This is a genomic window from Acinetobacter terrae, assembly GCF_013004375.1.
Lineage (GTDB): Bacteria > Pseudomonadota > Gammaproteobacteria > Pseudomonadales > Moraxellaceae > Acinetobacter > Acinetobacter terrae.
This window is the reverse complement of sequence record NZ_JABERI010000004.1, coordinates 1-15,085: the sequence shown is the minus strand read 5'-3', so window position 1 is coordinate 15,085 and position 15,085 is coordinate 1. Positions and strand designations below refer to the sequence as shown.

Below are 15,085 nucleotides of genomic sequence, written 5' to 3'. Positions count from 1 at the left end.
TTACATTGTAAAATTATGTATTTCATGTGAAAGTGAGTTTATAAAATTTGTATATAACACTTACTTTTTGAATCTATGCTTAGCGATTTCATTTGATTCAATCTATGGATGGCGCATTGCATTACGGTTAAATATTCGAGTTTAAAATGAACCGTTTTTTGAAATATCTCATCATTTTCGCCATTGGCTTTGCACTGTGGAATTATTGGCTGAAACCGGATAAAGGTATTTCAGATGCAGCTGATTATCAAACCACAGCGGGGATTCATCAGTTTAATGGCTATAGCATGACAAATTTGCAGCCTTATACGGGAGAGTTTCGGGTTTTATCTAAAGAAAATTATAACTTTGGGCGTGAATCTGAGATTAGCCCTGTCGATTTTGCTTTGGGATGGGACAAAATGGCTGATCCGCAGGTCTATCAGCAGTTATCTATCCGACAAAGCAATCGTTGGTATCATTGGCGTTATGAAAATTCTCCACCCATTCCAGTACGTGAAATTGAAATGCAAAGTGCCAATACTCATTTGATTCCTGCGTCAAAACAGATTGCAAAGCAGCTTAAAGCTATTGATCAAGATGATTTGATTTATTTAAAAGGACAGTTGGTGGAAGTGAAGTCTTCAGATGGATGGACGTGGCGTAGTTCTTTAAGCCGTGAAGATACAGGTGGTGGTGCGTGTGAGTTGATGCTGGTGGAAGAGGTACGTGTAATCTCTAATTTATAAGTATCTAATTGATTAAAATGAAAAGAAAAAACCTTTAAGATGTGCCCAACGTATATTTAAAAAATAAGTTGGGGAAAAATGGCAGAAAAAGAAAATACTCAGGCAGTAGTTTTACAGCAGCCAAGTGATCAACAATTAGTGATTAAAATTGAACAAGATACGGATTGGATTTCGATAGGCACAATTGTTCTGTCATTGCTTGCTTTTGTAGTGACTATTTATATAGTGAAAAAATCAACAGAAAGTCAAATTCAATCCAATAAAGATTTAATTAAATCACAAAATGAAATAAAAAAACATGAATTAGAATTTATCTATAAAAGTCAGGAAATTGATAAATTTAGAAACGTTATTGCTGAATATTTTGCTTTGTTGATGAAGTTTAACAGTGTTGTATCTTTAGAAATTGGACGAATGGAAAGAGGTGATTTAATTGAAAGTTTAATCAATTATTTATCACAAGTCGCATATTATCATATGCAAATTGAATTGTTTTTAGACTGTGAATCTAATTCAAATCATCAAACGGTCAAAATACAGCTGAAGGAGCTAATGGATTCACTATTGAAAATTAGAATACAGCTTGATGATAATAAAGATCAGTTAAATGATCGAATAGCTGCTTTTTCTAATGAGTTAGATATTGTGAAAGCTAGCTTAATCAAGCTACTCAATCAAAATGTGAAATTACAAAAGGGAGAATAAATCTCCCTTTTCTCATTTATCCTTCGGCTCAGGTGGCGTCATCCCAAACTGTAAATACGCCATATTTGTGGCAATACGTCCTCGAGCAGTACGCATCGCATAACCTTGCTGTATCAAGTACGGTTCAATCACATCTTCCAAAGTACCTGAATCTTCGGCCATTGCGGCAGCCAAAGCTTCCACACCGGCAGGCCCACCATCAAAACGTTCTAACAGCATGCTTAAATAACGACGGTCTAAAGTGTCCAAACCATCTTTATCGACTTTCAACATATCCAGTGCACGTTGAGCCATATCCTGATTGACTTCACCGTTGCCTTTGACTTGAGCATAGTCACGCACACGACGCAGTAAACGGTTGGCAATACGTGGCGTACCACGGGCACGACGGGCAATTTCTTTTGCACCATCACCAGTCATGGGAACATCCATTAACGATGCTGAACGTGTCACAATATGAGTTAAATCTTCAACCGAATAAAACTCTAAACGCTGCACAATACCGAAACGGTCACGTAGCGGAGAGGTGAGCAAGCCAGCACGTGTCGTTGCTGCAACTAATGTGAATGGTGGCAAATCGAGTTTAATCGAACGTGCACCTGGCCCTTCACCAATCATGATATCGAGTTGGTAATCTTCCATGGCAGGATAAAGAATTTCTTCAATCACTGGCGAAAGACGATGAATTTCATCAATAAATAAAACGTCACCTTCTTCCAGATTGGTTAGCATGGCTGCCAAATCGCCGGCACGTTCCAGTACCGGTCCAGAAGTTGATTTTAAATTACCGCCCATTTCCCGCGCGATAATATTGGCAAGCGTGGTTTTACCCAAACCCGGTGGGCCAAAAATTAAGGTATGGTCAAGTGCTTCACCACGACCACGTGCTGCGCCAATAAAGATTTCCATTTGCTCACGTACCACAGGCTGACCAACATAGTCATCCAGTGAAGTGGGGCGAATGGCACGATCAAAATGATCTTCAGGTTTTTCAGAACCACTGATTAAACGGTCTTGCATAATGAATTAGATTTACCTTTAGGGGCATCAATTGAGTTTGTAATGATTCATACAGCCTCAAATATTTATCTGAGTTTAGATGCCATTGTGTAGGCATAACTTTACTTTTGATAGGGCAAAAGTAACAAAACCCTTTGCAGAAATAATGGCATGTCCGTATGCCATATTTCTGCGGCAGCATCCATGCTGCCTTTCATTGCATCTATTTACATCTATAATTTTAAATAATGACGTTATTTATTCATCGACTTTAATGCTGCACGGATAATATCACCGGCTTCGGTGTAATCACCTTTCACGGCATTAATCAGTTTTTGAGCTTCAGCAGGTTTATAACCCAGTGATTGCAACGCTGCTTCTGCTTCAGCAACAGCCGAATTACCCATAAACTGAATTTGTGGCGCTGTTGAATTGGTTGGAACATTGCCTGAAGACATGGCTTTAAAACGATCACGAAGTTCAATCATCAAACGTTCAGCGGTTTTTCTACCCACACCCGGAACTTTAATGAGTGTATTGATATCTTCATTTTCAACGGTATGAATCAGTAAATCGATACTTAAAGTCGATAAAATACCCAGCGCCATTTTAGGACCAACGCCGTTTACTTTAAGGAGTGTGCGGAAAATGGTTTTTTCTTGTGCATCTAAAAAACCGTAAAGTAATTGTGCATCTTCACGAACGGTTAAATGCGTCCATAGCGTTACCTTTTGCCCCTTTTGTAATTGGCAAAATGTAGAAAGCGGTGTATCCACTTCATAGCCCACGCCATTTACATTTAATAGTACTGTCGGTGCTTCTAAAGCAAACACTTCACCAATGAGACATCCAATCATTTTGATTTTTTCACTTATCTATCGTTCGTTGCATAGTAGTGAGCATTTGCACGAAAGGCAAAATGCGCATGCATATTTATTTAAATTTTGCAGAGAGTTTTGCCTAAATATCTGCAAAATCTTTACATCCAGCCCGCTTTATTGCCTTGTAACTCTTGCGACAGGTTATAGGCCTGATGGTCTGAAAACTTCGAAATAATGTCCAAAACCTGCATAATATTTTCATAGTGATTACTTTCAAAATTCACACCTGCACGTTGCAGCATGGACATTAAGCGTTGTTCCTTGAAACTTAAAGTTTTATGCGGCGTGGTCAAAGGAATAAAGGCATCCAAAATATTTTGCAGACTTTGATGCGCAATAATTTCCAAACCGGCTTTTTGCGGATGTTCAAAAATTTTGTCACGCGCCAAGTTCTTCGCCCGGTCAATGCCACGTTCAATATCTTCAGAACAATATTGCAATAAACTGCCTTTGAGTTGCCCAGACAAAATTTCATAGTGATGTCTGGCAAATGCCGTGGTCACTTCATCCACCAGACGTTTCATCACACGACCGCGTAAAGCGGCAATTTTTTGCTGCCAAGTGGTGGTTGGCATAGACAGTTCTTGAGGTGTTCCATAATCTGCAATCAGGTCGAGGAAAATGGGTTCCACTTCTTCATAAGAGAGCATGTTTAAAATAATGCCATCTTCCAGATCAATCAGGGCATAGCAAATATCATCTGCTGCTTCTAATAAGTAGGTCAGTGGGTGACGGCAATAGTGATATTCACCCAGTTGAATTAAACCAAGCTGTTCTGCAATCTGCTTCAAAATCTCTTTTTCGGATTGATAACAACCAAACTTGGCGCGTTGACTGGCAGGGCGATCACCTTGTGATGCAATGGTTTTAGACAACCATGGGTACTTTAAGTAAGCCCCTAAGGTTGCGTAAGTTAAGCGCATACCGCCATCATTGGGATGATAGTCAATTTTGGTCAATAAGCGTAAACCTTGGGCATTGCCTTCAAACTGGCGCACATCGGCTTGTTCTTCAGGCGACAGCTTTGCTAAAAAGTTGCCATGTGAAGCATCATCAAACCATTCGCGAATGGCATATTCACCGGCATGTCCAAAAGGTGGATTACCAATATCATGCGCAAGGCAAGCTGCCTGAATAATCGCACCGACATCGGCAGGGGAAATCCATACCGGAAGTTGATCTTTAATTTTTTCCGCCGCAAGCATGCCGAGTGAACGACCAATACAGGATACTTCCAGCGAGTGGGTTAAACGGGTATGAATACCATCGTGCTGTGTCAACGGATGAACCTGGGTTTTACGGTTTAGTTGACGAAAACTTTGCGAGAAAATAATGCGGTCATAATCTTTATGAAAGGGGCTACGTGCCTGTTCTGTACTTTGTTTTTTGCTACCAATACGAACTGTCGAAAGAAGTTCTAACCAACGCATTTGTTCCATTTATCATTATTCAGTGATGACCTGAAATCATCATGCCAAAAAAAAGTCCAACAGACTAGAGTCGTGCGACATGATTTGTCTTGTGAATAGAGCATATAAACAGATAGGGGATGCTTCGTGTTTCCTGAATGCTTTTAATCACATTGATCATGCGGGTTCAAACATCTGAAATGTTGCGGTCTTGGACCTCGATTATTCTATTTAATGAACAAATGAAAGGTGATGTGCTTGAGTTTTTAACGTGTTATCTCAGTGCTGGTGACAGCATTGATCAGCTTGATCCACAATCACTTAAAATTGTAGCAGAGGCGGTGGTTGATCTGCTGAAAACCCTTGATAGGCAATAACTCTACCAATTATAAATCACATTTAGAAACAAGATGCTAAAGAATCCGATAGAGATGAAATTCAAAATTTTTAACTGAAAATTAAAGTATTCTTCATTATTCTTGCATGAATTGATGGCACATTCGTGAATTTCTATCTAGCTGATTTGGTCAATACGCAGTAGAATATGCGCTCTCTCTAAGTCACATTGGCGGTATGGTCCAAAAGACCTGCCCGTGGAGCCAAAATCAGCATGTTTATCGTGGCCGGTGCACCAGCACACTCTTCTTTTAAGAAAACTCAACTCTTAAACCGTTTAGCGTCAATGAGTTCTGTTCAATCAATTGAAAGTCAATGGATTTATCTGTTTGATCAAGCGCTCAACGAGCAGCAGCATCAATCTGCATTACAACTATTAAATGACGGTGCGTCTTTTGAAGTTCGCCAAGCGGCAAGTGATGAAATTCAAGTTCTAGTCACACCGCGTTTGGGGACAATCTCTCCGTGGTCTTCTAAAGCGACTGATATTTTTGCCAATTGTAATACTCCAATACACCGCCTTGAACGCGGTGTTTTGTTTACTTTAAAGGGTATTTCTGAAATATCGAATGAAGTGAAACTGGCATTGCATGACCGCATGACTGAAAGCGTTTTCAATCAAATTGACGATGCCGTTGCTTTATTTAACGAGACTGAACCAAAACCTTTAAATAGCATTGATATTTTAGGTCAAGGTAAAGAAGCACTGGTTAAAGCCAACTCTGAATTTGGTTTTGCATTGTCCGATGAAGAAATCGACTACTTAACTGCAGCATTTACCAAGATGGGTCGTAACCCACACGACATCGAGCTGATGATGTTTGCTCAAGCAAACTCTGAGCATTGCCGTCATAAAATCTTCGGTTCAGAATGGACAATTGATGGTGAAAAACAACCATTGTCATTGTTCCAAATGATTAAAAATACCTATAAAGAATCTCCTGCAGATGTATTGTCAGCATATAAAGACAACGCCTCTGTAATCGTGGGTTATGACACGCAACGTTTCTATCCAAAACCAGATGAAAACGGTCACCACGTTTATAAATACAAGAGCCAAGCTGCTCACATCCTCATGAAAGTGGAAACCCACAACCATCCAACAGCGATTGCACCATTTGCCGGTGCTGCGACGGGTTCAGGTGGTGAAATTCGTGACGAAGGTGCAACAGGTCGTGGTGGTAAACCAAAAGCGGGTTTAACCGGCTTCACGGTATCTAACTTGAATATTCCTGGGTTTGAACAACCTTGGGAAGACAACTACGGCAAACCATCGCGTATGGCGTCTCCACTTCAGATCATGATTGATGGTCCTTTGGGTGGTGCTGCGTTTAATAACGAATTTGGTCGTCCTGCGTTAAATGGTTACTTCCGTACTTTCGAACAAAATGTAAATGGCGATGTAAAAGGTTTCCACAAACCAATTATGATTGCCGGTGGTTACGGTAACATCCGTCCTGACCATGTTGAAAAAGATCCAATCCAACCGGGCGACTTATTGATCGTGCTGGGTGGTCCGGCAATGCTGATCGGCTTAGGCGGTGGTGCAGCATCTTCTGTAGATAGCGGTAAATTGGGTGAAAACCTGGATTTCGCTTCTGTACAACGTGAAAATCCAGAAATGGAACGCCGTTGCCAAGAAGTGATTGATACTTGCTGGCGCATGGAAGACCACAACCCAATCGTGTCTGTACATGACGTCGGTGCGGGCGGTGTATCCAATGCAATGCCAGAACTTGTGAATGATCACGAACTCGGTGCAGTCTTGAATCTTCGTAAGATTCCTTCATTAGAGCCAGGCATGTCTCCAATGGAAATCTGGTCGAACGAAGCGCAAGAACGTTATGTATTGGCGATTCGTCCATCTTCATTAGAATTATTTGAATCAATCTGTGCACGTGAACGCTGTCCGTTTGCCGTATTAGGTGAAGCGACTGAAGCACGTCACTTGACGGTTGAAGATCCATTGTTTGGTAACAAAGCTGTGGATATGCCAATGCAAGTGATGCTGGGTGGTACACCTCGCATGAGCCGTTCATATGAAACCATTGAACGTAAAGGCGATGACTTCACTGCTGCAAATATTGATTTAAAAGATGCAATCTACCGCGTTCTTAAGAATCCAACAGTTGCATCTAAATCATTCCTGATCACCATTGGTGACCGTTCGATTACCGGTATGGTTGCACGTGACCAGATGGTCGGTCGCTGGCAAGTTCCTGTAGCGGATGCTGCAGTGACCACCACAAGCCTTATAGGTTACACAGGTGAAGCAATGGCGATGGGTGAACGTCCTCCTGTTGCATTGTTAAACCCTGCTGCATCTGCACGTTTGGCTGTGGCTGAATCGATTTCAAACATCATGTGTGCCAACATCGAACAGATCAGCGACATTAAATTGTCTGCGAACTGGATGGCAGCTGCCGGTCAAAAAGGCGAAGACCAGGCGCTATTCGAAGGTGTTAAAGCCATTGGTATGGAAATGTGTCCAGCCTTGGGCATCGCGATTCCAGTGGGTAAAGACTCATTGTCTATGCGTACCACCTGGAATGACGAAGGGATTGATAAATCTGTAACTTCACCAATGACAGGTGTGATTACAGCATTTGCACCCGTTGGTGATGTGCGTAAAACATTAACACCTGAATTGAAAAATGAAGATTCAGTATTGGTACGCATTGACTTGTCTAAAGGTCAGTTCCGTTTAGGCGGTTCAATCCTTGCTCAGGTTTACAAAGCCATTGGTTCTGTAACGCCTGACGTAGACAGCTTCGATGACTTCAAAGCATTTTTCGCTTTAGTTCAAGACTGGAACAACCGCGGCTTAGTGAAGGCTTACCATGACATCGGTGATGGTGGTTTACTCGCGACTGTTGCAGAAATGATGTTCGCTTCACGTTTGGGTGTAGCGCTTGAAGATCAATCAACTGAAGCTTTATTTGCTGAAGAAATTGGTGCGGTACTTCAAATCGCAGCAAGTGATTGGGAAGCACTTCAAGCTGAAGTTGCTGAATCAGTATTGAAAGATGCGATTAGCGTCGTTGGTCGTGTAAACAATACGGATCAATTGTCTATCAATGGTCTTGTACTTGAACGTAGCGACTTGCAAGTGGCTTGGACTGAAGTGTCTCACCAAATCCAACGTCTACGTGACAACGTAGAAACTGCAGATTCTGAGTTTGCTTTAATCACAGACAAGAATCACAAAGGCATCATTGCACAGCCGACATTCGACTTGAATGAACCAGTTGAGGCGCCGTTTATTAATTCACGTCGTCCAAACATGGTGATTTTGCGTGAACAAGGTGTAAATGGTCAGGTGGAAATGGCGGCGGCATTCGACAAAGTTGGCTTCAACACTGTCGACGTTCACATGAGTGATTTGATTGCAGGTCGTATTAGCTTAGATGACTTTGAGGGTCTGGTGACTTGTGGTGGTTTCTCTTACGGTGACGTCATGGGCGCAGGTGGTGGTTGGGCTAAATCGGTTCTATTCAATCCTAAACTTCGTGACCAGTTCGAGAAATTCTTTAATCGTCAAGAAACCTTCTCTTTAGGGATCTGTAACGGTTGTCAAATGTTGTCTCAATTGGCTCCATTGATTCCGGGTGCTGATGCTTGGCCACGTTTCCACCGCAATACTTCTGAGATGTTTGAAGCGCGTGCTGTTAACGTCCGTGTTGAAAAATCTAATTCGATTTTGTTAGACGGTATGGAAGGTTCGATTTTACCAATCGCGGTTGCGCATGGTGAAGGTCGTGTGGTTGCAAGTGAAGACAAGATTGCCGCGTTAAATGCAGGCAACCAAGTCAGCCTACGTTATGTAGATAGCTTCGGTAACCCTACACAGCAATATCCATTGAACCCGAACGGTTCACCAGAAGCGATTACGGGTGTGACGTCTCTTGATGGTCGTGCAACGATTATGATGCCGCATCCTGAACGTAACTTCCGTGCAGTTCAGCATTCTTGGAAACCTGAAGAATGGACTGAAGATGGTGCATGGTTACGCATGTTCCGCAATGCACGTAAGTTCATTGGTTAATTCTGAAGTGTTTTGAAAAAAGCCACCTTCGGGTGGCTTTTTTATTTTGTACATATTTTTATTTAATTTAATTTTTTTCTCCCGCTGGACTTGGTTTGGATTTTGCTTTTATATTGAAGTGAACGAGTATTTGTGTATTTTGTGCACAATGACGATGCAATATAGAAGAAAGATGGTTCACTAAATATAAGTTCAGGATTGAATCTCTAAGTGAGGTGACACAATGCTAAAAACTGTGACATATACAAATGTTGATAAAGTGACTTTACGTAAGAAAGGCTGGATGTTTTTTATGGCAGTAGTTGGGCTGCAAATATTGTTTTTAGCTACAAGTTATTTTCTTAATAGTTGATAGATAAAAAGCCACCGAGAGGTGGTTTTTTTATGTTTTATATTTTGATTCTTTTACTTTTGAAGCATCAAAAGTAACAAAAATGCTTTGTCTTCCTGATATGCCATCCTTGGCATACAGGAAAACACTGCGACATCCATGTCGCGGGTCATGTGATTTGATTTAGTCTTTGAAAATTTTTTGGTAAAATTCTAAAAACTCATTTTGAACTTCATATTTAGATTGTTTATATAATTCATACTCATCCCCAAAAAGTGGGGCTTCTCGAAAAATAATAAATCCGAAACTCAGTAATTCCATATTGGGGTGCTGTAAATTAACGGTATTTTCAGGATATTTACTTTCATTATGATTATTTTTTCTACTGATATACAAAGAGTAGAGTTCTTCTATAAGTCTTATTAAGTGATTGTTTAATCGAGTAATAATATAAGTATATTTATCAAAATCTTGCTTTGAAATTTTTAGGCTTTTAAACAATACCGCGGTTCGACCTATCATTCGCGCCTGTTTTCCTAAATATGTTTGGTCAAGTATTCCTAAGATTTCATAACCTAATTCTGTATTATCTTTGTCTTTAAAAAAATTTTCGATAAATCCATTATTTATATTTTCTGCTTCTTGAACAAAGGCTAATAATTGGTGTTGATCTTTTGCAGTCTTATAGTTTGATATCGCTTTTGTTAATCCTAGCGCTAATGAAGCAACCGGAACTGATTTAGCTAACTCTTCAACAAATGTTGTTGCTGATTTAAATATTAACTCATCAGCAATATTTTCTGCAGTTGATAAGGCGATTTCATTGATATTTTGTTTATTAGACACAGGTCATCTTTCTTATAGGTAATTATGGCTAAAAAGATCATAACTAAACTTTTAAGAAGTTAAAATGATCAGATTTAGCAATTCACTGGAATAGGAATTATAAAAAACGGCTTCAATGAGCCGTTTTTATTTCTGAAATTTTTATGGTGCTAAGGGTTCTTGCTGTTTTGGATCAGGCATAGGTGCCGATTCTTCCTCTTGATTATAAGGATTTTCCAGTTCCAGAGTTTGATCAAGTTCAGAATCAAAAACATCGGTCAGCATACTGTCATAGCGCTTTGCATTGTAGGTGAGAAGACTTGATGCTTCCTCTTGAGTCACAAAACCTATCTTTACCGCATCCATAATGCGTTCATCAAAGGTTAAGCCTTTAAATTGTCCTTTAGATTCAGCTTTTTTGAACTTATCCCAAAGCGGTTCTAATTCCAGCAACATATTGAAAGTCGATTCCATACGACCGGTCACATCATCCGCTTTCATGTTATAGAACACGTGTTTTTTCAATTCATCACGGAAGGCATTGTCTTGCATAATGATCTCGCCAGCTTGTCGTTTTAAGGCATCACTTGGTTTGTGAATAGGGCGACCAAGCGGGAAGCAAATGAATTTCACTAAGCCTGCCACAATACCGACAGGGAAGTTAGCAAACAAACCATAAAAGGCTTCTTGAGCATTAAACAGTGATTTTTCTAGGGCCAGTTTTGCATGAACCTGTTCAACTTCAGTTTTTTTGCCATGTTCATAATATTTAAGAATAGCCGTGCTTATAAACAGATAGGCATGTATGTCTGCCAAGCGCCCCGAAAGCATTTCTTTGCGTTTAATATCACCCGCAAGTAAGCCTAAACACATATCGGCAGTCAGGGCAAAGTCAGCACTTAAACGGTTGATGATTTTGTAATAGGGACGAGTAAATTCATCTGCACTTTTGGGTGCATCAGATGAGCCGCCAATATATCCATAAGCAAACGCATGTGCTGTACGGTTAAAGGTATAGCCTAAGTGTTTAAACAGCATCTCGTTAAAGGTGGTGAGGGCAGTATCTTTGTCTTTGGCTTGAAGCAATTGTAATTCCTCAAACAGATAAGGATGGCAACGCATAGAACCCTGACCAAAAATCATTAACGAACGACTTAAGATATTGGCTCCTTCAACGGTAATAGAAACTGGAATAGTTTGATAGTAAAGGGCTAAGAAGTTACGTGGCCCCATTTGCACAGCACGACCACCGACCACATCCATACCATGATTGACCACGCGGCGCATGGTTTCAGTGGCATAATATTTGGCCATTGCCGTCATCACAGCAGGTTTACCGCCTTGATTCAGACCACAGGTGACCAGATAGCGGAAGGCTTCCAGCATGTAAGTATCACTGGCAATATCACTGGTTGCTTCCTGCACACCTTCAAATTTCCCGACTGAAATCTTAAATTGCTGACGGATTTTGGCAAAAGCACCCACGGTTAAATACGTCATTTCACTTGCCGCAGTCGATAGGGCAGGTAGGGAAATGCCGCGACCAACTGCCAAGCATTCCATCAACATCCGCCAGCCTTTACCAATATTTTTCGAACCGCCAATAATCCAGTCCAATGGAATAAAGACATCTTTACCATCCACCGTTCCGTTCATAAAAGGCGAGCCTGGATTATGTCGTGCACCGACTTTGATGCCGTCATGGCTGGCAGGAATCAGAGCGCAGGTAATACCGTATTCGACTTTATTTTTATCACCCAATAACCCATCAGGGTCATACAGTTTAAAAGCTAAACCAATCACGGTTGCAATCGGGGCAAGGGTGATCCAGCGCTTGGAGAAATTCATGCGTAGGCCGAGTACTTGCTGACCTTCAAACTCGTCATAACACACCACGCCAGTATCAGGGATTGCACCGGCATCTGAACCAGCTTCTGGACTGGTTAAGCCAAAGCAGGGGATTTCTTCACCTGTGGCCAAGCCCGGTAAATAGCGATTCTTTTGTTCTTCAGTTCCATAATGTAGTAATAGCTCACCGGGACCTAAAGAATTGGGCACCATACAACTCACCGCAGCCGTTAAGGAGCGCGAAGCAATTTTGCTCATAATCCGGCTTTGGGCAAATGAACTAAATGCACGTCCGCCATATTCTTTAGGAATAATCAGGCCTAAAAAACCATTTTCCCGAATATAGGTCCAAGCCTCAGGTGGCAAGTCTTTAAAGTGATGATGAATATCCCAGTCATTCAGCACTGAGCATAAATGTTCTACTTCGTTATCTAAAAAAGATTGTTCTTCTGCCGAAAGAGTAGGATAGGGATAACTTTCAAACTTAGACCAATCCGGTGCTCCCATAAACAGGTCTTTTTCCCACCAACTGGTGCCTGCATCTAAGGCTTCTCTTTCTGTAGGGCTCATTGTCGGCATGGCATTTGCCAGAGCCTTATAGGCAGGTTTGGTAATCAATGCCATCCTTAAAGGTTCAATCATCACAACTAAACTGATGAGAATGAGTGGAATACCAAAAATCAGCGACCAAGGACTCATAAATGCGGTAACGATTGCCACAATAATGGTCGTGATTGCACCTGCATTACGGCTGAGTCCAAAAAAGAAAATCGCCCAGATTGTAAAAAATTGAATAAGCACACTGATGATGAATAACATTGATTTTCTCCAGTTGCTTACACCAGATGAAAGTCAGAGAAACAGTAAACGGTATATGGAATACCTGAACATCATGTTGGACTGTTTAGTTGGAAAGACTATTGGTGTAATGAAAAATATTGTTGTAATGAGCGAGATAGAAATAAAAAATTTCAAACTCGAAGAAATTATAAAATTGAGTATTATTTTTAAGGTAGTTTGTTTTTTGATCAATGTAAAAGCTTGAACTGTCAGAGAAATGTCACGAAAAGTAATAGGCGCTTGTATTTAAAATGATTTGGTTTGTTCTGATTTTATAATCAAGTAATGAAATGTCAGAGAGATTAATCTGGGTTTAAGGATTAAGATAAACCTATCTTTATTCTGTTTGTGTAGAGCATGCTTAAACTGATCTATTACGTTCCTGAATCACATCTTGAATCCACTAAACTTGCAGTGTTTGAAGCTGGGGCAGGTGGTATTGGTAACTATGAGCACTGTGCATGGCAAGTGTTAGGAACAGGGCAATTTAAGCCAGTGAAAGGGGCGAATCCTTTTATTGGCGGAGTCGGAGAACTTGAACAGCTTGAGGAATGGCGGGTAGAAACCATTGTGCCTGAAGATCAAGCCTCAAAAGTGGCAAGAGCATTAAAGGCCAGCCATCCTTATGAAGAGCCTGCCTTTGAGTTTATTCAGATGGTGGATGTTAAGTAATGATGCTTAATTCAATGAGCTTGACCATTATGAACTACTGCCTTAGGTGTAAAGGTTAATGCTGTCCCATAATGAGTTTTAATCCAGTCTAGGTATTTTTGTGTCTGGATTGCTCAATGTTGTTATTTGGGATCATAAACAATAGTTGCAGTACCTGTTTTATCATTGGATTTTAATTCTTGATATTCCATTAATGGCTTACAAGACATCTTTAACCTTATAGCTAGGGTCTGTTATAAGTTGTTGTTCTAGCTTAAAATAAAAATGGCAATATTACCTATTGCCATTGTAAATAAAATATCAATTCCATTTTAATTGATATTTTTGCACCCAGTACAATTTGGTTTCTATATCGTAGCTACCATCGGGGTGAAGGGAAATGATGTAATGGATATTTTTACCTCGGCTTCGGTTGCCTTTACCTTCAGGAACTTGGTACTTATATTTTTCTACATCTTTAAGGGGAGTGAGTACAATTCGTTTCCAAGCAGTAGCTGGGATTTTTGCTATACCCTCCTGTTGTGCTGCCATTATAGCTAGCCTTTTTTTTGCTGCCTCTTCTCCGCCACCATAACGTAGTTCTTCAGGAACTCCATATCCTTTTTTTATCTGTTCTTCATAAGTTAACCAGGGTGCATACTCAATAATAATTTGTTGAGGGACATAACCTTCGGGGGATATCTTACAGCTATCTGATAAGTCATTGTATTTTAAAGATGAATTTATCTTAAAATTAGCACATTCAGGCCATGTATTTTTATAAATATAACTTTTGTTTTGCCCTTTTATTGCAAAACTAATACTATTTTGCATCATAGATGAGCATCCTGTAGCTAACATTATTATATTTATAAGTATGGTCGTTTTATGAGTTTGACCATTATAAACTCCTGTCTTAGGTGTAAAGGTTAGTACTGTCCCATAATTGGTTTTAATCCAGTCTAGATATTTTTGTGTTTGTATTGCTTCACGTTGTTGTGTGGGATCATAAACAATCGTTGCATTACCCTTCACATCATTGGATTTTAATTAATGATCATTTATTTATAAGAGAGAATGAATGATACATGGATTTAAATCTGAGGTGAGACAGTTTTAAAAGCCTAATGATAATGGGTGAGTCTATTAAATTATTCTAAACGTCTCATAGAATTAATCATCTTTTATTAGATAGATAAGACATCCCAATTTGACTTAAATAAAATTGATCTAACTGAATCTAATCAATCTCTTAGTAAGAGAATTTTTTTTATTCGACTGATGGCTTGTCCATATACTACAGCCTATCAGGCGACATCTGTAAGTATCCGGCAAAGCACCTCCTTACCAATCTCTCTAATTAGCCTTATGTTAGTCCCCACTTAAAAATAAGTGGGGACTTAATTTATGACCACAAATATCCATGC

The 15,085-nt window shown here is 40.1% G+C and carries 12 protein-coding genes; 6 read left to right on the top strand and 6 right to left on the bottom strand.

Features of this window, described 5'->3' with window-relative positions:
* Nucleotides 1–146 precede the first annotated feature (146 nt).
* Together HLH14_RS02545 and HLH14_RS02540 are read left to right on the top strand one after the other, a co-directional pair.
* Nucleotides 147–728 (top strand): hypothetical protein, encoded by a 582-nt coding sequence (locus HLH14_RS02545; RefSeq protein ID WP_067724933.1) that lies wholly within the window; start codon nucleotides 147–149, stop codon nucleotides 726–728.
* A gap of 78 nt (nucleotides 729–806) precedes the next feature.
* Entirely contained in the window at nucleotides 807–1,433 is a 627-nt protein-coding gene (locus HLH14_RS02540) for a hypothetical protein (RefSeq protein ID WP_067724935.1), read from the top strand.
* A 12-nt stretch (nucleotides 1,434–1,445) separates the two neighbouring features.
* Here HLH14_RS02540 and ruvB read toward each other — a convergent pair whose 3' ends face one another.
* The 3 genes from ruvB to HLH14_RS02525 form a co-directional block, all read right to left on the bottom strand.
* A complete protein-coding gene (gene ruvB / locus HLH14_RS02535; RefSeq protein WP_067724937.1) occupies nucleotides 1,446–2,453 on the bottom strand; it encodes a Holliday junction branch migration DNA helicase RuvB in 1,008 nt (335 codons plus the stop codon).
* 233 nt (nucleotides 2,454–2,686) lie between these two features.
* Nucleotides 2,687–3,289, bottom strand: a complete 603-nt coding sequence (gene ruvA, locus HLH14_RS02530; RefSeq protein ID WP_067724938.1) for a Holliday junction branch migration protein RuvA — start codon at nucleotides 3,287–3,289, stop codon at nucleotides 2,687–2,689.
* A gap of 122 nt (nucleotides 3,290–3,411) precedes the next feature.
* The gene (locus HLH14_RS02525; protein WP_067724944.1) at nucleotides 3,412–4,752 is read right to left on the bottom strand and encodes a deoxyguanosinetriphosphate triphosphohydrolase; all 1,341 of its coding nucleotides are present in this window, start codon (nucleotides 4,750–4,752) and stop codon (nucleotides 3,412–3,414) included.
* A gap of 170 nt (nucleotides 4,753–4,922) precedes the next feature.
* Here HLH14_RS02525 and HLH14_RS02520 point away from each other — a divergent pair, with 170 nt between their 5' ends.
* The 3 genes from HLH14_RS02520 to HLH14_RS16130 all read left to right on the top strand — a co-directional run bounded on the left by HLH14_RS02520 (nucleotide 4,923) and on the right by HLH14_RS16130 (nucleotide 9,515).
* Nucleotides 4,923–5,099, top strand: a complete 177-nt coding sequence (locus HLH14_RS02520) for a hypothetical protein (protein ID WP_155859840.1) — start codon at nucleotides 4,923–4,925, stop codon at nucleotides 5,097–5,099.
* Nucleotides 5,100–5,332: 233 nt separating this feature from the next.
* Complete coding sequence (purL, locus tag HLH14_RS02515; protein ID WP_067724948.1) at nucleotides 5,333–9,163, top strand: phosphoribosylformylglycinamidine synthase; 3,831 nt, start codon at nucleotides 5,333–5,335, stop codon at nucleotides 9,161–9,163.
* Nucleotides 9,164–9,386: 223 nt separating this feature from the next.
* Nucleotides 9,387–9,515 carry a KGW motif small protein gene (locus HLH14_RS16130; protein WP_268916039.1) on the top strand — a complete coding sequence of 43 codons (129 nt, stop codon included), beginning with the start codon at nucleotides 9,387–9,389 and terminating at the stop codon, nucleotides 9,513–9,515.
* Between the two features lie 162 nt (nucleotides 9,516–9,677).
* Here HLH14_RS16130 and HLH14_RS02510 read toward each other — a convergent pair whose 3' ends face one another.
* Entirely contained in the window at nucleotides 9,678–10,340 is a 663-nt protein-coding gene (locus HLH14_RS02510) for a hypothetical protein (RefSeq protein ID WP_067724950.1), read from the bottom strand.
* Nucleotides 10,341–10,481: 141 nt separating this feature from the next.
* On the bottom strand, nucleotides 10,482–12,986 hold the full coding sequence (locus tag HLH14_RS02505) for an acyl-CoA dehydrogenase (protein ID WP_067724952.1): 2,505 nt from the start codon (nucleotides 12,984–12,986) through the stop codon (nucleotides 10,482–10,484).
* 378 nt (nucleotides 12,987–13,364) lie between these two features.
* On the opposite strand from HLH14_RS02505, the gene HLH14_RS02500 reads away from it, so the two are divergent.
* Nucleotides 13,365–13,679 (top strand): YqfO family protein, encoded by a 315-nt coding sequence (locus tag HLH14_RS02500; RefSeq protein WP_067724956.1) that lies wholly within the window; start codon nucleotides 13,365–13,367, stop codon nucleotides 13,677–13,679.
* 300 nt (nucleotides 13,680–13,979) lie between these two features.
* Here the strand turns inward: HLH14_RS02500 and HLH14_RS02495 are convergent, their stop codons facing one another.
* The gene (locus tag HLH14_RS02495) at nucleotides 13,980–14,693 is read right to left on the bottom strand and encodes a hypothetical protein (protein ID WP_328703808.1); all 714 of its coding nucleotides are present in this window, start codon (nucleotides 14,691–14,693) and stop codon (nucleotides 13,980–13,982) included.
* Nucleotides 14,694–15,085 lie beyond the last annotated feature (392 nt).